At 40.3% G+C, this 21,936-nt stretch carries 14 protein-coding genes and 4 pseudogenes; 7 read left to right on the top strand and 11 right to left on the bottom strand.

What is annotated here, in order from left to right; translation table 11 throughout:
- Positions 1-80: 80 nt before the first annotated feature.
- Complete coding sequence (locus ACX27_RS14240; RefSeq protein WP_062293540.1) at positions 81-2,750, top strand: DEAD/DEAH box helicase; 2,670 nt, start codon at positions 81-83, stop codon at positions 2,748-2,750.
- A 136-nt stretch (positions 2,751-2,886) separates the two neighbouring features.
- Here ACX27_RS14240 and dndD read toward each other — a convergent pair whose 3' ends face one another.
- The 3 genes from dndD to ACX27_RS14225 all read right to left on the bottom strand — a co-directional run bounded on the left by dndD (position 2,887) and on the right by ACX27_RS14225 (position 5,803).
- Positions 2,887-4,872: a DNA sulfur modification protein DndD gene (gene dndD, locus ACX27_RS14235; protein ID WP_062293537.1), complete on the bottom strand. Its 1,986-nt coding sequence runs from the start codon at positions 4,870-4,872 to the stop codon at positions 2,887-2,889.
- A 169-nt stretch (positions 4,873-5,041) separates the two neighbouring features.
- Entirely contained in the window at positions 5,042-5,473 is a 432-nt protein-coding gene (tnpA, locus tag ACX27_RS14230; RefSeq protein WP_062293533.1) for an IS200/IS605 family transposase, read from the bottom strand.
- A 90-nt stretch (positions 5,474-5,563) separates the two neighbouring features.
- Positions 5,564-5,803: a hypothetical protein gene (locus tag ACX27_RS14225; RefSeq protein WP_062293530.1), complete on the bottom strand. Its 240-nt coding sequence runs from the start codon at positions 5,801-5,803 to the stop codon at positions 5,564-5,566.
- A gap of 121 nt (positions 5,804-5,924) precedes the next feature.
- Here ACX27_RS14225 and ACX27_RS14220 point away from each other — a divergent pair, with 121 nt between their 5' ends.
- Positions 5,925-6,167, top strand: a complete 243-nt coding sequence (locus ACX27_RS14220; protein WP_062293527.1) for a helix-turn-helix domain-containing protein — start codon at positions 5,925-5,927, stop codon at positions 6,165-6,167.
- Here the strand turns inward: ACX27_RS14220 and dndC are convergent.
- A complete protein-coding gene (dndC, locus tag ACX27_RS14215) occupies positions 6,164-7,831 on the bottom strand; it encodes a DNA phosphorothioation system sulfurtransferase DndC (protein ID WP_062293524.1) in 1,668 nt (555 codons plus the stop codon). The two genes, ACX27_RS14220 and dndC, sit on opposite strands and share 4 nt — an antisense overlap.
- Before the next feature lie 154 nt (positions 7,832-7,985).
- On the opposite strand from dndC, the pseudogene ACX27_RS14210 reads away from it, so the two are divergent.
- Positions 7,986-9,585: pseudogene (locus ACX27_RS14210) on the top strand (DGQHR domain-containing protein).
- 252 nt (positions 9,586-9,837) lie between these two features.
- The gene (locus tag ACX27_RS14205) at positions 9,838-10,884 is read left to right on the top strand and encodes a DNA sulfur modification protein DndB (protein ID WP_144427458.1); all 1,047 of its coding nucleotides are present in this window, start codon (positions 9,838-9,840) and stop codon (positions 10,882-10,884) included.
- A gap of 32 nt (positions 10,885-10,916) precedes the next feature.
- On the opposite strand, the pseudogene ACX27_RS14200 reads toward ACX27_RS14205, so the two are convergent.
- Positions 10,917-11,391, bottom strand: a pseudogene (locus ACX27_RS14200) (DNA phosphorothioation-associated protein 4).
- Between the two features lie 124 nt (positions 11,392-11,515).
- Positions 11,516-12,598: a photosystem II q(b) protein gene (gene psbA / locus ACX27_RS14195; RefSeq protein ID WP_062293518.1), complete on the bottom strand. Its 1,083-nt coding sequence runs from the start codon at positions 12,596-12,598 to the stop codon at positions 11,516-11,518.
- An 812-nt stretch (positions 12,599-13,410) separates the two neighbouring features.
- Here psbA and ACX27_RS14190 point away from each other — a divergent pair.
- Both ACX27_RS14190 and ACX27_RS14185 read left to right on the top strand, forming a co-directional pair.
- On the top strand, positions 13,411-14,556 hold the full coding sequence (locus tag ACX27_RS14190) for a hybrid sensor histidine kinase/response regulator (protein WP_062293515.1): 1,146 nt from the start codon (positions 13,411-13,413) through the stop codon (positions 14,554-14,556).
- A gap of 125 nt (positions 14,557-14,681) precedes the next feature.
- Positions 14,682-16,065 (top strand): annotated as a pseudogene (locus ACX27_RS14185) (aldehyde dehydrogenase).
- 51 nt (positions 16,066-16,116) lie between these two features.
- Here ACX27_RS14185 and ACX27_RS14180 read toward each other — a convergent pair.
- From ACX27_RS14180 to ACX27_RS14170, 3 genes are all read right to left on the bottom strand, one after another.
- The gene (locus tag ACX27_RS14180) at positions 16,117-16,716 is read right to left on the bottom strand and encodes a sulfite oxidase-like oxidoreductase (RefSeq protein ID WP_062293514.1); all 600 of its coding nucleotides are present in this window, start codon (positions 16,714-16,716) and stop codon (positions 16,117-16,119) included.
- Between the two features lie 403 nt (positions 16,717-17,119).
- Entirely contained in the window at positions 17,120-17,293 is a 174-nt protein-coding gene (gene rpmF, locus ACX27_RS14175; protein WP_062293511.1) for a 50S ribosomal protein L32, read from the bottom strand.
- 160 nt (positions 17,294-17,453) lie between these two features.
- Positions 17,454-17,963 (bottom strand): hypothetical protein, encoded by a 510-nt coding sequence (locus ACX27_RS14170; RefSeq protein ID WP_062293508.1) that lies wholly within the window; start codon positions 17,961-17,963, stop codon positions 17,454-17,456.
- Positions 17,964-18,162: 199 nt separating this feature from the next.
- Here ACX27_RS14170 and ACX27_RS14165 point away from each other — a divergent pair, with 199 nt between their 5' ends.
- On the top strand, positions 18,163-20,109 hold the full coding sequence (locus ACX27_RS14165) for a caspase family protein (protein ID WP_062293505.1): 1,947 nt from the start codon (positions 18,163-18,165) through the stop codon (positions 20,107-20,109).
- Between the two features lie 81 nt (positions 20,110-20,190).
- On the opposite strand, the pseudogene ACX27_RS30915 reads toward ACX27_RS14165, so the two are convergent.
- Positions 20,191-20,569, bottom strand: a pseudogene (locus ACX27_RS30915) (Mo-dependent nitrogenase C-terminal domain-containing protein).
- A 479-nt stretch (positions 20,570-21,048) separates the two neighbouring features.
- The gene (locus tag ACX27_RS14160) at positions 21,049-21,789 is read right to left on the bottom strand and encodes a Uma2 family endonuclease (protein WP_062293502.1); all 741 of its coding nucleotides are present in this window, start codon (positions 21,787-21,789) and stop codon (positions 21,049-21,051) included.
- Positions 21,790-21,936 lie beyond the last annotated feature (147 nt).

Raw genomic sequence — 21,936 nt, 5'->3', positions numbered from 1 at the left:
TCCCTATTCCCTACTTCCTATGACGAAGTTGACAAAAGACCCGTTAATATAGTAAACAGTCTGGTTGCAAATGTGATTGAGTGAACTATCCCGCACCGTCTCCAGAAATCAATTTAGGGTCGATATTTCCCTTTGATCTGGATCAGTTTCAGAAAGATGCGATCGCGTCCCTTAACGCTGGACGCTCCGTAGTTGTATGTGCGCCCACGGGTTCTGGCAAAACCTTAGTCGGAGAATACGCCATCTATCGCGCCCTAGCCCGAAAAAAGCGCGTATTCTACACCACACCCCTCAAAGCCTTATCGAACCAAAAACTCCGCGATTTTCGTGAGAAGTTTGGTGCCGATTTAGTGGGACTGTTAACCGGTGATGCGTCTATTAACCGAGATGCACCAATTCTGGTCATGACCACCGAAATCTTCCGTAATATGCTCTATGGCACACCCATCGGGCAGGTTGGCATTTCCTTGGTTGATGTGGAAGCAGTGGTATTAGATGAATGCCACTATATGAATGATCGTCAACGCGGTACAGTTTGGGAAGAATCGATTATTTACTGTCCCCGTGAAGTGCAACTTGCAGCCCTCTCCGCCACAGTTGCCAACAGCGAACAACTAACAGATTGGTTAAATCAAGTCCACGGCCCCACAGACCTGATTTATTCTGATTTTCGTCCAGTTCCTTTGGAATTTCATTTCTGTAATCCCAAAGGTCTGTTTCCGTTGCTGAATGATACGCACAACAAAATTAATCCCCGACTGGTTAAGAAACATCGCAAAGGACAAGCTGACAAAGGTAAAAACGGCAGACCAGAAGCCCCAGGTATCATCTATACCTTAAGCCAACTCCAACAGCGAGATATGCTCCCGGCCATTTACTTTATCTTCAGTCGTCGGGGATGCGATAAAGCCGTGGCTGAGGTGGGTGATTTATGGTTGGTAAATGGCCAAGAGTCACAAATCTTACGAGAACAAATTGATGACTTCTTAAACCGTAACCCCGAAGCCGGACGTTCGGGACAAATTGCCCCCCTTTATCGCGGCATTGCCGCCCACCATGCCGGGATTTTACCTGCGTGGAAAGTACTTGTGGAAGAATTATTCCAACAAGGGTTGATTAAGGTGGTATTTGCGACGGAAACCTTAGCCGCAGGCATTAATATGCCTGCCCGCACCACAGTGATCTCCACCCTGTCAAAACGTACAGATACTGGACACCGCTTGTTAAATGCCTCAGAATTTCTGCAAATGGCTGGTCGGGCTGGTCGGCGCGGTATGGATAAACAAGGTCATGTGGTGACAGTCCAAACTCCCTTTGAAGGAGCGAAAGAAGCAGCGTATCTGGCAACATCAAAACCAGATCCACTGGTCAGCCAATTTACCCCAAGCTATGGTATGGTGTTGAACTTACTGCAAACTCACACCATAGAACAAGCCAGAGAACTAGTAGAACGCAGTTTTGGGCAGTATATAGCTAACTTGCACCTCAAACCAGAATACGATGAGATTGCTGAACTGCAAGCCCAATTAGCTCAACTCCAAGAACAAATCGCGGCTGTAGATGAAAATGAAATTGCTGTTTATGAGAAATTACGCCAACGTCTGAAAGTCGAACGTCAGTTATTAAAAACTCTGCAAAAACAAGCCCAAGATGATCGCCAAGAAGAATTAGTCATGATGTTGGGCTTTGCTGTTTCTGGCACACTATTAAGTCTCAAAGGCAAAAACATCACTGTGTCTGCACCTGTGATGGCAGTTTTAGTTGGTAAAAGTCCAGGGGTACAAGCGCCATATTTTGTTTGTTTGGGACAGGATAACCGTTGGTATGTAGCCACAACGGAAGATGTGATGAATTTACATGCTGAACTACCCCGCCTGGACTTACCAGCAGATATACTCCCACCGCCGGAATTAGTTTTTCAGCCAGGAAAATCTTATCGTGGCAATGAACAAACAGCGGCGATCGCCAAACTTATTCCCAACCCCGATGAAACTCTAAATTTACCACCAGAAGTCGCAGAACAACTCAGTCGCGTTACCGCCGTTGAAGAACAAATCGAAAATCATCCACTGCGCCAGTCTGGTAATGCTTCGACAATTTTTAAACGCCGAGCGCGTTATGTGGAACTCGAAGCCGAACTTGAACAACTGCAAGGACAAGTCGCCCAACAATCACAACGCCATTGGGAAGAATTTCTCAATTTAATTGAAATTTTGCAACACTTTGGCTGTTTGGATAACTTAGTCCCCACAGAATTAGGACAAATGGCCGCCGCTATTCGGGGCGAAAACGAATTATGGCTGGGTTTAGTGTTTGCGAGTGGTGAATTTAATCAATTAGACCCGCAGCACTTAGCCGCAGCTGTCGCAGCTTTGGTGACAGAAACTCCCCGCCCCGATAGTCGAGTTAACTTTGACTTAAGTGAAGAAGTTACCGAGGCTTTAGCCAAACTACGGGGTATTCGCCGTCAAATGTTCCAACTGCAACGGCGATATAACGTCGCACTACCTATCTGGTTAGAATTTGAGTTAATTGCGATCGTTGAACAATGGGCATTAGGTATGGAGTGGACAGAACTTTGTAACCACACCAGCTTAGATGAAGGCGATGTCGTGCGAATTTTACGCCGGACTCTCGATTTATTATCTCAAATTCCCCACGTTCCCCATCTTCCAGAAGTTTTGCAGCGCAATGCTTACCGGGCGATGCAATTAATTGATCGGTTCCCAGTCAATGAGGTAGTTGAGTAGTTTGACGTGGGGAGTGGGGATAGACAAGAGTGAGGAGGTGGACAAGGTATAAATCATGCCCTTGTTTCACTTTTCCCCTTTGTCCCTCTACCTATTAAGAACTGATTCGTAAAGTAAATATTAAGCAGCCAATCGCCTACCAAAAATATTGATTTTCGATCACTGTGGTTTGGCGGGTGGATGAGTCGTATTTGAGGAGATATTCACGAGCGATCGCTTCATTCTTCCGCAGGGTTTCGACTTCTTTTTTACCAATTTCCGTATCAGTAGAAAGGAGAATTACCTGATGACTGGCGGCGGGGAAGTATTTTTCTACTAGGTTTTGGCGGTGGGAGGAGTCGAGTCTGCCCAAGGGTGTGTCAATGGCTACTGGTAAGCGCAAGCCAGAGACTTTGGCTAGTCCCCAGAGAAAGGCGATCGCCAGTAACTGTTTTTCTCCAGCCGAAAGGCGATGTTTTGGGACTGGTTTACTATCGAAATCGAACAGCGATAAAGCAAAGGTTTTAGTATCAATAGCGATGCGAAATACTAAATCAGATTTATGCAGTAAATAGAGGAAACAATTCTTAACCTCTTCCTCTAATTTATTTAGCTTCCTCAGTGTTAATTTTTCTCGAAAAACCTTCAGAGTTTCTTGAACTTTAGATGCAGAAGTAATGATATGTTCTCTATTTTTATGTTTTATAATTTTGTCAGTATAATCGTTTAATTCTTTCTTAGTTATTTCAATTGCATCCGTTAACGCTGCTAATTTTTGCCTTGTGGTTTCATACTTTGCTTTAGCTTGTACAACTTCTTTTTGTGAAACTTCTACAGCATCACGCAGCTTTTTATAAGCTTCTGGTTCTGCTGCTGTCTGCACTTGTCTTTCTAAGGTAATAATTTCTTCTTCCAGACTTCTGAGATTAACTAAATGCTGTTTGGCATTATTACGCGCATTTTGCAAATGATATCTCACGTTATCTAATTGACTCAAGCTTTCCTCATCAGCTAATAACCAAGGCGCTTCCGTTTGAAGTGAACTTGCATATAAACTATCTACATCTTCAGCTAAAAAAGCTTGAATTTTATCAACTTGGTCAGCAGCAATAGTTAACTGAGTTAGCCATTCAATTAAACGTTTATCTCGTTCAATTAAAACATCTCTCGCAAGTTGCACCTGTTGATTGCGAAATTCACTTGCACCCTGCGTTTGTACTTGACTCAATAAATTAGGAATCAATGCTAAAGGCAAAATATCCGCAGCTAATTCACATAAAGATTGTCTAATTGCTTCTAATGCAGCAGTTTTTTCCTTTTGTTTCTCATCTAACTGACTGCGTTCTGCGGCAATTTTACCACCCTCAGATACAAATTTATCTAAAGCTTCTCGCTGGATAGTTTCTAATGCTTCAACTTGATTTTTTAAATTAGCTAACTCTTGTTCTGTTACTTGATAATCTTCTTGCTGTTGTAATAACCTTTTTTCAATATCTTCGAGATTAGCTAAATCTTTAGTATCAGCCATCTCTTTACGCTTGCGGGTGATTAAAACATCTAAATCAACTGCTAATTTATCTGCTAATTCTAGCCCTAACAACCCACGAATAGCTTCCACAACAATTGGTGGTGGTGTTTCTTGTTCTGCTAGTTCTTTTACTTGTTCGCCATCAAATAAAAATAAATTAGAAATTCCTAAAGGTAGTAAATTTTCTATATAGTCGTCCCAAATATTTACCAAAGACTCTGGCCAGGTATCACTATCGCCTAAAATTCCTAACGTATCTTTACCATCTTTAGGATTTTTTTCCCAATAGCGTACAATACGATATCTGATTGGTTTATCGTCTTCAATATGTTCAAAAAGTAACTCAATTCTAGTCTTTTCGGATGGGGTAGCTTTACTATTAACACATTGATTTAAAAAATCACCATAGCTTAAATTACCGCGAGTAGAACATTGGGCGCGTTGTCCATATAATGCCAGCCGAATCGCATCCATAAGAGTAGTTTTTCCGCCGCCATTCATCCCACCTAATAAAAGAATCGGGCGGGGATTTTCCTCAATTCTTGGGTCAAGATTAATTACTTGTTTGCCAGAATAAGGGCCAAAATTTTGTAATACGAGTTCCAAAAATATCATTTGTCTTTATAGATAAAATATCGGTATCTGTCGAGATAGGATTTTTAATCATTCCGGGCGAATGGAATTCGCGGCTACACAGGCGAAGTCCGCCTACGCGGACTAAGATAAGATAAAATTTATGTTTCTTAACCCGCGCAGGCGGATTTTGTTTGTATAGCCGCGATTTCTAATCGCCCTTTATATTGACAGATAAGGTTAACTCCCATGCAGAAATAATAGATTTTTGTTGATGATGAACAGCTTGATTCCTGATATAGTGAGCAACATTATCAATCGCATCATGACTAACTGTAAAAGCCGCATAACTACCCTGCCATTTGAACAATCCTCCTGGTGTAACTTCATTGTTTATAAAGTGTGAAGAACTACCTTTAATCTGCTTAATTAAATCAGACACACTGATAGTCACCGGAAAACCTGTTAATAGATGAACGTGGTCTTCAATACCGCCAACGGCAATTACAGTACATTTTAATTGTTCACATTCTTTGATAATTGCTGCATACACTAACTTTTGAATATCAGGTGTAATAAGAGGTAATCTATCCCACGTTGCCCAAACGTAATGTAAATATAACTGCGTAAAATTTGCTCTCATCTTTTTGGAAACCCGCCTGCGCGGGTTTTGTCTGTGTAGCCGCGAATTCTATTCGCCCCGTCTTTTTTAACTTAATTGGTCAGACAGAATCTACCTTGTTAAAATACTCATAACTTCGCCAGGGTTAGAACTAGGTAATAAAGGACTCCACTCGTTAACTTGGGCGAAACCCAGTTTGTATAAAGTCAAAATTGTGTTATTTACACCTTTTTTAGAACCATAAATTACAACTTTTACAGACTCTCTATCGGGTGTTGTTTGTGTAGCGTCGTTGGTGGAAGCAAGCCGTGTGGTAGTTTGACAAGTATCTGCTAGAAAGCTTTTAGTCATTGAAATTTACCTGTTTATGGGTAAGTTGCTGTGTTACTTAAACGTAACAAGATGATTTTACCTTGTTTGTTACATATACAGAACATTTACTCTGTTAGAAGCCTTTGACACAATCAAAGGCATGGGAAAAGCAGGTAAAGCACTGAAACAGGTGTTAGAAACATACAGCATCAGCCAGAACAAGTTAGCAGTCACTATGGGAACAGGACGGCCAAACGTTCACCGTTGGATTAATGAAATGACAGACCCCGTTGCTGATAAGCTGTTAGAAATTCGTGATGCACTCAGAAAAATTAATCCAGCCGCCGCAGATGAGTTTATTAGGCTGTACTTAGGAGATGCTAATGATGACCAGCAAGTTTAAGCCTTGGTCTGTTTCTTTTTAAATTTCATATTTGACCAAGTTTTTGCCTTGTCAGTAGATTTTGGAGTATTTGCGGTGTCATTTTGTGTATTGGGTGTACTTGGTTGTTCATTGGGTACAACAAAATCGGCTAAAGTTAACTGCTTGACTTTTTCTCTAACTGTTGCAACATCTCCTTGACTAACAGCCTCTCTTAAATCACGTTTTAAATGAGCATTCCTAATTGCTTCTTCAGGAGAACGAGAACTAGTATTAAAACATTTTTCGAGAGTTTCGTAGATTCCTACACGCTTTGTTTTCTTACGAAATTGCCATTCTGTGCTTAAAAGTTTTGACATAAGTTCCAAGTGCATAGTGTTATCAGCACAGATTTCTTCTAACACAGCCCATTCATCACTACCTAATAACTTATGTTCAACACCAGGGCGCGGGTCTTTGAATTCTTCTCCTGTTACTTCGTAATAAATACGGGGTAAGCTATCGTCAAACTCATGTCTTTCTTCTAGCCAGATGCGACGAATTTCGCTCAGTTCTTCTATAGAAATCAGAGTAATATCGCGCATATTTTCTGGTGCTGTTTGACGGATTTGTTTTTCGACGGTTAGTAATTTTCTTAGCCAATCTTCTCGCGCTTCTTTTACATAAGGGCCTGGAATTGGTTCAATAGATAGTTCACCTTCTAGATTGCGCTCATACAGTTGAACATCTCCATTTCTGCGGCGAAAATCTCGGCGATCGCGTGTTTCTTCTGCATCTAATTCCTTACGAAAATCAAGTAGAGGTTGCATCCACTCTTTTTCTTCATCATTTTGAATCATAGCCGCGAGAGATTTATCCTGGCTGACTAAAGTACAAACCCAACAACCAAAACGAGAGCTACCACAGCTGGGAGTAGAAGTATCCACTACTAAGGGACATTCATTATCAGCAGAAGCACCCCGATACATAGCAAATAAGTCTTTATTGCTATATCCCCAAGGATTTTCCCACTGCATTAAATAAATCCAAACTTCATCATTTTGCCAGTCTTCAATAGGGCTGTAAACTAAGGAGTTTGGCAAATTCATGTTAGGACTTAGGTGATCGCGTACCCGCATAGCTTCCAGTTTTCTCATTCTGCTGGCGCGTCTTGTGCTTTCTGCTTTACGAGTACCCAGCACAACAATTGCTTCTCCACTAGCCCGAATTACATCACGGATAAAGCGATTCGAGGGATTGATTTTCAGACGTTCTGTACACCAACGGAATTTACCTCTTGGTGCTGGATAACCTTTCCCAATCAGACCCACCCAAAATGTTTCTTTAAAATCTGGCTGTAATAAATGAGGTTCAAATGGTAATTCTTGCGCTTGAGCTTCTAACTTCATTTGCTGTAGAGAATTTCGCACCCAAGCTGCAACAATCGGGTTTTCTACCAATGTGTCTGTAGTAATGACGTAGATTGTTTTAGTCCGTTTTTCTCGTGGAAGTCCAGCGATCGCATACCAGACCAACTGTAAAGTAGCAGTGCTGTCTTTACCACCCGAATAACCGACAACCCAAGGAATCGCATCCAAACAATACAATTCTTGAATTTCAATGGTCAGAGCTTGGATATCCTCTACTAATTCTGCTACAGTACCTTTCTGCTGACCTTTATTTTCTGGTTGTTGTGCTTCAGTCATTACTTCCTACCTCTGGACATTTGGGCGTTACCGCTTGTTTACTCCAGTGTATGGAATGCGCGGCTTCCCAAAAAGTTTTTAAAAACTGATTTATTAGTATCTAACTTTTTGGACAATATAGCTAGGTTACAAGACTAAGTTTTTAAAAATTAATATGAGTGATATTGCATCTAACCTCACCACCGATATTGCTAAAGAGTACCTGGAGAGAGACAACAAGGATAAACAGGTACTAGCTTTACTTCTAGAAAAATTTTTAGAGAAAAAAGACCAAATTCTGGTACAAAAAACGGAGATGGGCGGTAGTGAAGCCTATATTGGTTCCGTGACTCTGGAATGGTTTGCTAGTCGAGTTCATTTCGCTTCTGGTTTACCTCTGCTGCAAAAAAAATATAATCCAGAGACTGATAATATCGAAATCGATGCAGATAGTATTGATGAAATTCAACAGCGTCCTGTTGACTGGTCGCGTCAAGCACCCTTAGTTCAGTATTTAGCTGCGAGAAAAAATCATAAATTTCCCCCAGTTCTGGTAGTAATTAATCAGCCTTGGGTTGATAACTCAAAAGCCTCTGAGTGGGATAGTGAAGAACGCGCTACAAAATCTACTACCGATTTTACACCTCTAGATAAAGATGGTAAGGTCGGCTTACTCAATGTTTCTGAAGAAAATGTGACAATTTATGCGTTAGATGGTCAACATCGGCTAATGGGAGTTCAGGGTTTAATTGAGTTAATGAAAACTGGCAAACTCCAGCGATATAAAAAAAGATAAAATCGCCGATGATAGTTTTATCACTATCTCAGATTTAACAGAGCAGTATCAAGTAGATTCTGCTTATTTACAAAGCCTACCTAAAGAGAAAATTGGCATTGAATTTATTTGTGCAGTAAATTCTGGGGAAACTCGTAACGAAGCCAGAAGAAGGGTAAGGTCGATTTTTGTCCATGTTAACTTGATGGCTGCACCTTTAACCAAAGGTCAGTTAGCACAGTTAAATGAAGATGACGGTTTTTCGATTGTGGCGCGAAAAATTGCAGTAACTCATCCACTTTTAGAACAGCGTCCAAATCGTAACCCCCGTGTTAATTGGAATAGTTCAACTGTAGCGTCAAACTCTACAGTTTTGACGACATTGCAAGCACTACAAGATATGTCTGAGAGATATTTAGGTCAAAAATTTCCACATTGGAAACCGTTGGAAAAAGGCTTAATTCCGATGCGTCCAGAAAATGAGGAAATTGAGCAGGGAATTGAAGAATTTAAAAAGCTATTTGATAATTTGGCTAATTTACCTAGCTATAAAATTTTGGAACATGAAGACACTCCAGTTTTACGAAGGTTCAGCTTTGAAAAAGGCGGTGGTGAAGCCAATATACTTTTCCGCCCTGTAGCGCAAGTTGCTATAGCCCAAGCTTTGGGATTTTTGGTGTTTAAAAAAGGGTTTTCTCTAACTAGTATTTTCAAGAAGTTGAAAAAGTTTGACCAACAAGGCGGGTTTACTGGGATGGAATATCCTCAGTCTCTTTGGTATGGGGTTTTATATGACCCGAATAAAAAGCGAGTGCAGGTTGCTGGCAAAGATTTAGCAGCTAAGTTATTAATTTACATCTTGGGTGGACTTCAAGATCCAATGGAAGTAGCTGATCTTCGTAAGGCTTTGGCTAATGCAAGAACTGTGGAAAATCAAACTATAAGTTTTGATGGTGAGTTTGTCGATCCAAAAGCGGTAGGGCTTCCATTGCTGATATGAATTACAGGCTCTAACAAGAAAACTTCAATAGGGATTTTACTGATTACAAACCGCTTAAAAACAGCATAGCATAATAGATACTTACCTCTAAGTATACAACTGTTTTTATGGTTAACGTAAACCAGGATAGTGCTAATACTATTTCACCAGAAGTTCAAGCGAAGTTTAATACTTTCCTTGAACCATTTTTTTTCTAAGTATCATCGTGAACGTTGTTATCCTGGTCTACTTTTTAAGCAGGGTAAGCGTACTATGCTACAAATAAATATACCGGCAAGTGATTTTTCTGGGCTTCTGCAAGCAAAACCATCAACTGGTAATGATCCGGATTCTGGAAAAAATCGCCCAGAAGTAAAAGGTCATGCAGAAGAAATTAAACAATATGTAGTTGAACGTGCGAAAAAAGACAAACCTTGGATTGTAGGAACCTTAACAGCGAATGTAAACCCAAAAGATATCACAATAATTGAATTAGGTAGAGGAATTTGTCTAGTTGTTATTCGTCGTGGAGTTAAGTTAGATATTACAGACGGACAACATCGTAAGCGTGCTATTCATGAATTAATAGAGAGTGCTGAAGGTAGCTTAATTAGCGATGATGATTTTCCAATTACTCTAGTTTTAGAAGGCGACTTTCGCCAATGTCAGACAGATTTTAAAGACATGGCACAAACTAGACAATTAGATAAATCACTTTTATTATCATTTGGTGAATTTTCTGGTCGTGTTGGCATTACTAAAGAACTAATACAAAGAGTGCCAATGTTTCAAGATAAAACAGAGAAGATTAAGTCTAGTCCAGCTACTAAACAAAAGTTGATTTATACAACTAACTTTATAGCTAGGTTTGTTAGTTGTGTTTTCACCAACGATCCCAATCATCAGTTACGAGATTATGATGTCTACACCACATCTGATGCTTTAGTTATTTGTCTCAATAAATTTTTCTCACAATGCAGCAATACAGAATATATTTTTGATACAAGTGTTGAAGATTTGACTGAAGCTGAAGTAGCTGCATTCAAAGACGACTGCATTTTAGGTGTAAGTGTTGGCTTAGAAGTTTTAGGACGTTTATTGTATTATACGTATTCTAAAACAGATAACTATTTTAACGAAGAGAAAATATTACAACTTTCGCAGATAGATTGGTCAAGAGAAAATTCATTGTGGAAAGATAACATAGTTAGGATAGATCCAAAACCAAAAAATCCTGATAAACCTTATAAACTATCCACTGCGGCAAATGCTGTCAATGATGCTGTCAAAATGGTAATAATGCAGCTAGAATGGAGATAAATTTTTATTATTAATGCGATAAATCAATTTGCTCAAGAGAGGAATTTACTTAAATCAAATTCCTCCTCTTCATTATCTTTTTGATTTCTTTCATAACTCAGAAATAATAAAATTCTTTCTGCGTAATCCACTGCTCCACGCAACTCATTGCGTAAAATTTCTAATCCCCCGTTAGCATACTCTTCAAAAATACTGTTGCGTTGAGTTGCATATTCTTCTTCATGAAGAGATAAGATGTTAATATCTTGTGTTTCCGTCATTCCTAATAATTTAATCACCACATCATTACCAACGGAAGCGAAATATTCTAACCTGATTGGTGATGGTTCTCGTTTAGAAATTTCGCCTAAAGGGACACGTTTTTTTATGCTTTGCACCCAAGGCGGCTGCAAATACAATCACATCAGCAAAGGTTTGAAAAGGCCCAGTACCACCGTCGGAAGATGTTAACGCTTTAACTAAATCTGCTTTATCTTTAGCAACCCTGATTCTGCCAGTTTCAGCCATTGATTTCGATATTTACGTTGTAGCTATGATAACCGAAAGCTAAGAGCGATCTAACCCAAACAAAAACGCCCCCCTGAAAAGGAGAGCGTTTTTTATTAATTATTTAGAGACAATCTCTAGAAAATTAACCGTTGATTGCAGGAGCAGTCAAAGCAACGGGAGTAACTTCACCAGCAGCTAAGTCTAGGGGGAAGTTGTGAGCATTACGCTCGTGCATTACTTCCATACCTAAGTTAGCGCGGTTGATGATGTCAGCCCAGGTGTTGATCACGCGACCTTGAGAGTCAATCACTGATTGGTTGAAGTTGAAACCGTTGAGGTTGAACGCCATTGTGCTGATACCTAAAGCGGTAAACCAGATACCAACTACAGGCCAAGCAGCTAAGAAGAAGTGCAAGGAACGGCTGTTGTTGAAGGACGCATATTGGAAGATTAAGCGACCGAAGTAACCGTGTGCTGCAACGATGTTGTAGGTTTCTTCTTCTTGACCAAATTTGTAACCGTAGTTTTGAGATTCGGTTTCGGTTGTTTCACGAACCAAGGAAGAAGTTACCAAAGAACCGTGCATTGCGGAGAACAAAGAACCGCCGAATACACCAGCCACGCCTAACATGTGGAAGGGGTGCATCAGGATGTTGTGTTCTGCTTGGAACACGATCATGAAGTTGAAGGTACCACTGATACCCAAGGGCATACCATCAGAGAAGGAACCTTGACCGATGGGGTAGATCAAGAATACTGCGGTAGCAGAAGCCAAAGGAGCAGAGTAAGCTACGCAGATCCAAGGACGCATACCCAAGCGGTAAGACAATTCCCACTGACGACCCATGTAGCAAGCACATCCGATCAAGAAGTGGAAAATTACCAATTGGTATGGGCCACCGTTGTACAACCACTCATCTAAGGAAGCAGCTTCCCAGATGGGGTAGAAGTGCAAACCGATCGCGTTAGAAGAAGGAACAACTGCACCAGAGATGATGTTGTTTCCGTAGATCAAAGAACCTGCAACAGGCTCACGGATACCATCGATATCTACTGGAGGAGCAGCGATGAAAGCGATTACGAAGCAGGTGGTTGCAGCCAGCAATGTAGGAATCATTAATACACCGAACCAACCGACATAAATACGGTTTTCGGTGCTGGTGATCCAATTGCAGAACCGCTCCCATACGTTAGCGTTAGAACGCTGTTGTAAGGTTGTGGTCATTGTTTTATGAGTGCTATGTTTCGTTAAATATTGAACAGACAATTTTTTTTAATGCCTGCTGCAATAAGTCTACATGAATTTACTTTAATCCGATGTTTCACTTAATATTCTGTAATATTTTTCTGCTAGTTACTCGCGGGAATGTAAAGTTTTGATTTGATTTTACATCAGCCTTTCAAAGTATCCAAAGCCTTGATATTCATGAGTTATAGCTGTTTTAATGTGCCATGAATTTTGGTCATAAATTTTTTGGCAACACAGCTTTATATTTCTTTACAAATCTGACTTAAACTAATCAATAATTTAGTCAAGACTCTACAGGGCTTACTGGATAAGATATTTAGTATGTAAACCCTAAAAATCAAGGGTAAATTGTGAACGCAAATTTCTTAGAATCCTAAAAATATTCTAATTTAATAACTTTTATTAAAAATAGTAAATAAATAACCAATTTTTGCCATACACCCTTATGGAAGCTGCTGATGCAGCTTTATCGTTGCGTTGGAGGAATTAAAATACTAATTTTTTGGTTTGCTATAATGATTAACCCTAGATTCTATAAATAGATGCTAATTATCTGAGAATGATAATAAAAATCTGCTTGTAGAGGTTTGCGTTAAATGAAGCGATCGCCATTCCTCAAGCTAGAAGTATTGTTTTAATAGACTTGTAATTTTCTACAATTAAATTAAAATTGCTGATTGTGCCACTTTAAATGGCGGAATGTAAGCTAAAACACAAATCAGTAAAAAGTGGTAGCAATATAGCAGTTTTGGTCAAAAACTCACATCTACCAAAAACTTGCCCCACAAATGAGTTCACTATCGCCGCGCCCTGACAAAATTTTGGTGGTCGATGATTCACCAGATAATGTTTTTTTAATTAAAACCATACTAGAAGAAGAAAATTATACAGTTAGCACCGCAGAAAACGGTTTTGTCGCTTTAGCCCAACTAGAAGCATCTCCTTGCGACTTGGTATTGCTGGATTTAATGATGCCAGGAATGGATGGTTATGAAGTTACCAGGCGCATTCGTGGGGAGATGAACTTGCAGCAATATATTCCAATTTTGTTAATTACAGCGCACGATGCACCCAACGTTGCGCGCGGCTTAGATTTGGGTGCTGATGATTTTATTCGTAAACCTGTAACTGTAGATGAATTACTCGCCAGAGTGCGATCGCTCCTGCGACTCAAGCATAGTATGGATGAGCGTGATGAAATTGCCCGTCAAAGAGAAGATTTTGTTTCTCGACTCACCCATGACTTGCGTACACCCTTAGTCGCGGCTGATCGGATGTTAATGTTGTTTGAGCAAGGTGCTTTGGGTGAATTATCCGCGCAAATGCGGGAAGTACTAACCATCATGGCACGTAGCAATGCCAATTTGCTCTCGATGGTCAATACCTTATTAGAAGTGTATAGATTTGAAGCCGGACGCAAAACCCTGGCGTTTCAACCAGTTGATTTAAAGCTATTAATTGCCGAAGTAGTTGGTGAACTCACGCCTTTAGCAGCAGCTAAAGCACTGACTATTAAACAAGAATATGCAGAGGAATTAACCAACAATAACATTATGGGCGATCGCTTAGAACTGCATCGCCTGTTAACTAACCTCATAGGTAATGCCATTAAATTTACTGAATCTGGCTATATAGCAGTTCGCCTCTCCCCCGCAGATAAAAATCAAGAAATTTCCTCCTTGGGAAGCACGTCATCTATCTCTGGTAGTGACTATATTGATATTGTGGTAGCCGATACAGGTTCGGGTATTTCGCCTGAAGAACAAACAACATTGTTTCAAAGATTTCGTCAAGGTAGCCACAAAAGTTCCGGTAGTGGCTTAGGACTGTACTTATCTCGCCGAATTGTCGAGGCGCATCAAGGGCAGATTTCTGTTAATTCTGTATTAGGTAAAGGCAGCGAATTTGTTGTCCGTTTACCACTTAAACCTTGAAGAAATAATAAATTGATCAATTATGATCCTTAGCAGTCCTAAATCATTTATGAATAACAAGATACCCAGCTTCTTAAAGAATTCGGGAATCTCAGCCTCTCGATAAAATATTAGAGGATAACATCATGATTACTGCTGAATTATCTAATATTGCTAAACTGATTACTCAGCAACGTCAATTTTTTCAAACGGATAAAACAAAAGATGTAGCTTTTCGGATAGAAAAACTTAGAACTCTCAAACAAGCAATAATTGATAACGAAACTGATATTGTAAAAGCTTTAAAAGCAGATTTCCAGAAACCAGAATTTGAGTCTTACGCAACAGAAATTGGTGTTACTAAAGAAATTGATTATGCTATTAAACATTTGCACTCTTGGGCTAAACCACAGAAAGCAGAAGTGCCAATCGAGTTTTTTTCTTATTCAGCTAAAATTTATGCTGAACCTTTAGGAGTTGTTTTAATTATCGGCCCTTGGAATTATCCCTTTAATTTAATTATTGCACCCTTAGTCGGTGCGATCGCCGCAGGTAATTGCGCGATTCTCAAGCCTTCGGAAATTGCCCCTGCTACCTCTAGTTTGTTAGCCAAGATGATGGCTAAATATTTTGAACCGGAGTATATCACTGTAGTGGAAGGTGGTGTAGAAGCCAGTCAAAAGTTACTTGCAGAAAAATTTGACCACATCTTTTTTTACTGGTGGTGCGACTGTGGGCAGAATTGTTATGGAAGCAGCCGCAAAACATCTCACCCCAGTAACTTTAGAATTAGGTGGCAAAAGCCCTTGTATTGTTGATACTGATATTAATTTAGAGCATACCGTTAGACGGATTACTTGGGGTAAATTTATTAATGCTGGACAAACTTGCGTTGCCCCAGATTATCTTTTAGTTGATAAAAAAATTAAACCAGATTTAATTAATGGCTTGAAAAAAACTCTCACAGAGTTTTATGGTGAAAACCCATACGATAGTGCTGATTATGCCAGAATTATCAGTCAAAAACACTGCGAAAGATTAATTAAACTGCTTGATAAAGGTGAAATTGTTGCTGGTGGCGAAAGCAAACTAGAAGAACGCTACATTGCTCCGACCATTATTGATCAAGTCTCCTTAACAGATCCCGTAATGCAGGAAGAAATTTTTGGGCCAATTTTACCTGTAATTGAATATACAGATATTACAGAAGCGATCGCCTTAATTAATTCCAAACCAAAACCCTTAGCTTTGTACCTATTCTCTCAAAATAAAAATCTGCAACAGCGAGTTTTACAAGAAACTTCTTCTGGTGGTGTTTGTCTGAACGACACAGTAATGCACCTTGGTGTCTCATCTTTACCCTTTGGTGGTGTAGGTGATAGTGGTATTGGTAATTATCATGGTAAAGCGGGTTTTGACACCTTTTCCCACCATAAAAGCGTGTTACGTAACTCCTTCTGGCTAGATTTAAAATGGCGTTACGCTCCATATCAAGACAAATTAGGCTTTTTGAAGCGATTAATCAAGTAAAAAACAAGAGACGTTGCAATGCAACGTCTCTCATTTAACAAAATTCTAAAATCAAAAACTACTGCTATAACGTTCTTCTGCCCAAGGTTCACCCCGGCGATGATAGCCGTTACGTTCCCAAAAACCCAGTTCTTCTTTCTTGAGAAATTCTAAACCATTAATCCACTTGGCACTTTTCCAAGCGTAGAGATGGGGAACAACTAACCGCAGGGGGCCACCATGTTCTGCGGGTAATGGCTCTCCAAATAATTGAAAAGCAAAGAAATTTTCCTCGCGGATAAAATCTTCAATGGCGATATTAGTAGTGTAGCCACCATAGCAATGTTCCATGATGTGGGCGGCTTCTTCTTCTACCTCTATCAAATTCATAAAATCTGTTACCTTAATGCCAGTCCACTTGACATCCAGTTTTGACCAACGGGTAACACAGTGAAAATCTGCTGTAAATTCGTGCTGTGGTAGCGCCATAAAGTCTGACCAAGTGAAAACAGTCGGTTTAGCCGAACCCCAAACGCGAAATTCCCACTCTTCGATATTGACTTTGGGTGTTGCACCATAAGTTAGCACAGGGAATCCTTTAGCGAGGTGCTGTCCAGGTGGGACACGTTCACCCTGTTCTTTATCTGGCTTTTGAAAAAACTTGCCTAACATATTCTCAGCAAAATCAGGTTAATTGAAACACTTAGCTATTTCGAGATGATGATCTAAACCTTATTGTGAGTGTGGCAGAGCGCCTGAGCATCAACAACTAGACTCAGACAGAGAAGAAATATTAATTTTGCTGAACACCTACATCGTTAGGATATCCAGATAATTTACTGTGTGATTATGATTATCTGATCATCAGTCATGGGTAATAGGTAATGGATAATGGATTTTCCAAATTATTCATTACCGATTTTTTATGTATCCGATTACTTGCTGCACAATAGGCATAAACTATTAATGAGTGGAAGCAATTTTGGAAAAACTTTTGCTCAAATACCAGAAAGCCTGAGCGGTAAAAGTCACCGCTCAAATCTTCGGTGATGCTAGGGTTTTTCCTAATCGGAAATTATGATTCTTCTTCCTCTTCTTCAGCAGTAGGATAGACAAATGTAGAACGTCCAGTCAAAATAGACTTGCCCAGAGACAAAGCTTTTTGGGCTTCAATAGCAGCTTTATGTCTCCAAGTAGCTCGACGTTTATCGCGTTTAGATTTGGATGTTTTCTTCTTAGGGACAGCCATAGTAGCGGATATCGCAATTTTTGACAACCTTTCTATTCTAAGCCATCTCTTGGCATCTGCAATGGTCTACCCGTAATTCACAAGTGAGAAGCTAGAGGTTAGAGGCTAGGGGCTAGTATTGTTACTCAGCACTCAGCACTTTCACCTCAGCACTTTCTCGTCACGGTGTGGTGGTTGCTGGTGCAACAGTGTTGATGGGGGCAATATTGACGGGGTTAGTGGGGGTTTGTTCAAAAAATAATAGCGATCGCGCAGTTTTAAAGTAAGTCGCCCAAAGTTGAGCATCCGGACGGGAACGCCATTGGGGACGGCTGACTTCTAAAGCTAAAATTGGTGCGATCGCACCGTAGCTTTGTACGGAAACAATAATCGATACATCTGTAGCTAATATATCTTGGTCAAAACTGCGTTGTGCGGCGGCTCTAGCTGTGGCTTCGGCTCTCCGCAGTGTAGTTTCATAGTTTTCATCAGGTAATCTATCAATAATTAAATCAACTCTAGCGGTGTAAGCTCTTACCATCTGTGGTGAAATGATTTCTGCCACAATCCATACAGGTAGGCTAGAAAAGAGCAAAAATATTAATGGAAATATCCGGATTTGTTTGGTAACTTGGCTAATAAATAAAAAGGAAATGATCGATGATTGTTGATTAGCAACATTCTTGGTCATAACCTGAAAGCTCCTTACTAATTAATGGCCTGTAATTGAATTGTCTAAGAATTTTTACTGAAATTAAAGGCAATAAAAATTACTTAGTCTTGGAAATTTCTGATGAAATTTCGAGACTATAAGACATAGGTTAGCTTTGTTCTTTCGGCAAAGCCAACCGCAATTTTAGGCAAGTCAACCACAACCTACAAATAGCGGGATGGCAAATCACTGGGCGATCGCGATCGGCATCAATCAATATCAATTTTTTCAACCTTTACGTTGCGCCCAAGCTGATGCCGAGGCGCTAAAAGATTTTTTGGTTCAAGAAGCAGGTTTTTCACCCCAACGCTGTCTATTAATGACAGATACTTCGCCGCCAATTGGTGATAGGTCTACCTATCCCACAAAAGAAAATATTCTGCTGTTGTTAGAAGATTTAGCCGCAGCTTGTTGGCAACCAGGGGATTATCTGTGGTTTTTCTTTAGTGGTTATGGTGTTAACCATGCAGGCCAAGATTATTTAATGCCAGTGGAAGGCAATCCTGAGTTAATGCAGGAAACTGCCATCGAAATGCGATCGCTCTTGCAAAGCCTCCATATAGCGGAACTGAATGCTGTAGTGCTGCTTGATATTAACCGTGCTTCCAGTACGCAAGCAGATGCAACTGTTGGACAAGAAACCATTGAAATAGCGCAAGAATTACAATTAGCAACGATTCTATCTTGCGAACCAGAGCAATTTTCTCGTGAAAGTAGTGAGCTGGGTTACGGATTTTTTACTGCGGCTTTGTTAGCAGCGTTACGTTCTGGTCATGGCAGCAGTTTGGCAGATTTAAACAGCTATTTAAATGTGTTCACGCCAGAATTATGCCAACACTATTGGCGACCGACACAAAATCCAGTGGCGATATTACCTGCTAAATCTTTTGTTATCTTGCCACAGTCAGAGGTGAATCACCCAGTTACAGAAGTTCCCAGCACACTGGAACCAACAGAAGCCGCAACCCATGAATTAGAAGCAACTGAAGCTGAAGGTAGTATTTTTTCTGAAGAAAACTTTGCTGTGGCTTTAGCTGCTCCCCCTTTAGCACCAACATCAACCAAAAATCCCGTAAATTCGCCGCATATTGGGATTTGGGGAGAAGCATCAGTTTTACAGTCGGCTGTTGGTGCCAGATTACCAGATTTGAAGTTTCCCAACTTTACTTTCGGGGAAGCACAACTTTCTACATCACCCGACTTAATTGCCAACGAAGAATATGGCGACCAGCAACCCCAATTAGCGATCCCTTCCCCAGAAACAAGTGCAGGAAGATTCATTCCCGATGTTCCTCAACCTTACATCTCACGTTTATCGAAGAAAAAAGCCAACACCTTATGGTGGCAACAATTTTTCTTTTGGGGCGGAGGTATGATGTTAATAGCTGCTTTAGTGACAGTAGTTTTTCTCCGCAATCAAGAAAAGTTTGCGGCAGGTCGAGAAGCTTTATCGGCAAAGTCCCATGAAAATGAACAAGTAATTCCCACGAAAAATCAGTCTGCTGCTCAAATAGCTTCCCTTTCTGAGTCGAAGAAGCGCAATCAGGCTGTATTAGACTTGGCGAAAATGTCTCTGAGACAAACTCAAGCCAGTGACTTGAGTTTAGCGATCGCAACTGCACGAAAAATTCTGCCAGGTGAGCCACTTTACGAACAAGCTCAAGAAAATATCAATATTTGGAGTAACATGATCCTCAATTTAGCCGAGGGTCGTGCCAAGCAAAGACAATATACCAATGCGATTGCCGCCGCACAATTAATCAGCAAAGAAAGCTCCCTTTATCCCCAAGCCCAAGCAGTAATTAAACAGTGGCGACAAGAAGCCAAGCAATATCTCGCTAACAAAACTTTATTAGATGCGGCTAATGCCTTAATTAAGCCAGAGCAAGCCTCTACATACAATCGTGCCATTGAAGTAGCCAAGCGCGTTCCCCAAGGTCAGCCAGGGTTTGATCTGGCTCAAAAATCAATCAATAAATGGAGCGAGAAAATCTTAGACCTAGCCAAAACTCGTGCTGCTGAAGGTGATCTTCAGTCCGCCATTGCTACCGCCACCTTAGTTCCAGAAGAGACATCTGTTTACGAAGATGCTCAAGAAGCAATCCGTAAATGGCAGAAAAAATAGTTAGTAGTTCAAAGTCAATAGTCCATAGTCAAGAGTAATTAACTTTGACTATGGACTATTAACCATTGAATATTGATTGTATTAACAGTACTGGGAAACATCCTCGCCGCATTCATCAGCTAAATAGCACAAGGCGCGGAAACGCAAACTCACGACTTCCTCATATAAAGGGTTGAGTTTGCACATTGGCGGGATGTGTAGTATTGTTTTGCCGAATAATTTGATATCGCGTTCAAAAGGACATTGAGCGGGGATCAGTTGGCACAAACGATGAGCTAATTCGCGATCGCGGACTTCTATATTGTTTAACCACTGCCGCAGGGGTAAGAAAATATCAAAGCCTGAGTGAGAACTAGGACTGTGTAACTGGGTTACATAGGTTTTGCTAACCTCTGCCGAATTGAGTGAAACCCAGCTTGCCAGAAAAATTTTTTTTTGTGGTATTATCGAATACCTTCATGGTTTAGCCTCTATGTTATTGAGGTTATTCACCTTTCTGATGAATATATACAACGTGACAACCACACGTACCGGAAAAATCTTGTTCTGACTAAGGTACAATAGGACATTAAAGTAACTGTTGAAATCAGAACCTCTTTCTGTCTACGTTCAGTAAATCGCAATTTTCTCGGAAACGGTAGTGTAGTAATCCGATCTTGTTTATAACTTGACACAGTTTAAATTCTAATGAAGACATCTATCATTGGAGAGAATTTCGTCTAATAGTTATAAAACTTAATATAACAATTGAAATCAGTATTTTTCGCAGATTTAAACGTCAGCTACAGCGCGAAATTGGCAGATACACAAATTTTGCCGAGACAGAAACAAGCATATTTCAGATATTGCTGCCATAAATAACGCTATCGCCCTAGTGATTATCAAGTGACTTGCAATTTATCATCCGTCCCCTAATTTTCCCGACTAGTGGGCGTTGCTTTAAGACATCCTTTGCACTTCTTCCACAGACAAACTCAAAGCTTGGGCGACTTGTTCTATGCTTAAACCCATTTGTAATAGTTGAGGAATTGCATTGCGTCTTGCCTGTTCTGCTTGTTCGGCGCGTTGGTGTTCTTGTTCGGCACGTTGGCGTTCTTGTTCTAAGCGTTGGGAAATTTCTGCATAGCTTAAAAAACTCTCTCCATCGGGGCGATATAGTTGTAAACTTTCGGGAGATGGTACAAAGCGGATTTTTAACCGAGGACTCACCCAGTCTTCCATCTGGGGTATGACATCTAATCCATCTTCACCACGTAACCAACCCTGTAAGCTATTGCTGTCAGGATCGTAAATGTAATACTCTTCCACACCATAACGGTCATAGAAAAGTAATTTTTTGTCCATTTCAATTTGAGTATTACTAGGTGAAAGGATTTCAAATACTATCTGGGGAGGAATTCCGCCTTCTTTCCATTGCAGGTAAGATAATCTATCTCCTTTGGGTCTACCAAGAACGACCATAACATCAGGAGCATTGAAAATTTTATTGCGTCCTTCAACGGGATACCAAAACAAGTCTCCAGCAACAAATACATTGGGATCAGCTGCAAATAGCCAATCGATATTTTGCTTGATTTCGACAATCCATCGAAACTGTATGGTGTTATTTGCCACTGGTTGTCCGTCACTATCTGGGTAGATAACTTCTGGTTGGGTCTGCGGTTGGATTTGCGTTACCATAGCTTCGCCCTCAGCAGGATGTTTAATTGTGATGCCTTTAAATTAGCAGACATAGGCGGATGTCTGTAGTAGTAATATGGGCAATCACTACTTCAAATAGTACTATTGTTCTGGTATTAGGTGAGTAAAAATAGTATTATTAAGAAC

The sequence above is a fragment of the Nostoc piscinale CENA21 genome, assembly GCF_001298445.1.
Lineage (GTDB): Bacteria > Cyanobacteriota > Cyanobacteriia > Cyanobacteriales > Nostocaceae > Nostoc_B > Nostoc_B piscinale_A.
The sequence above is the reverse complement of the archived record's forward strand: the minus strand, read 5'-3'. Positions and strand labels throughout refer to the sequence as shown.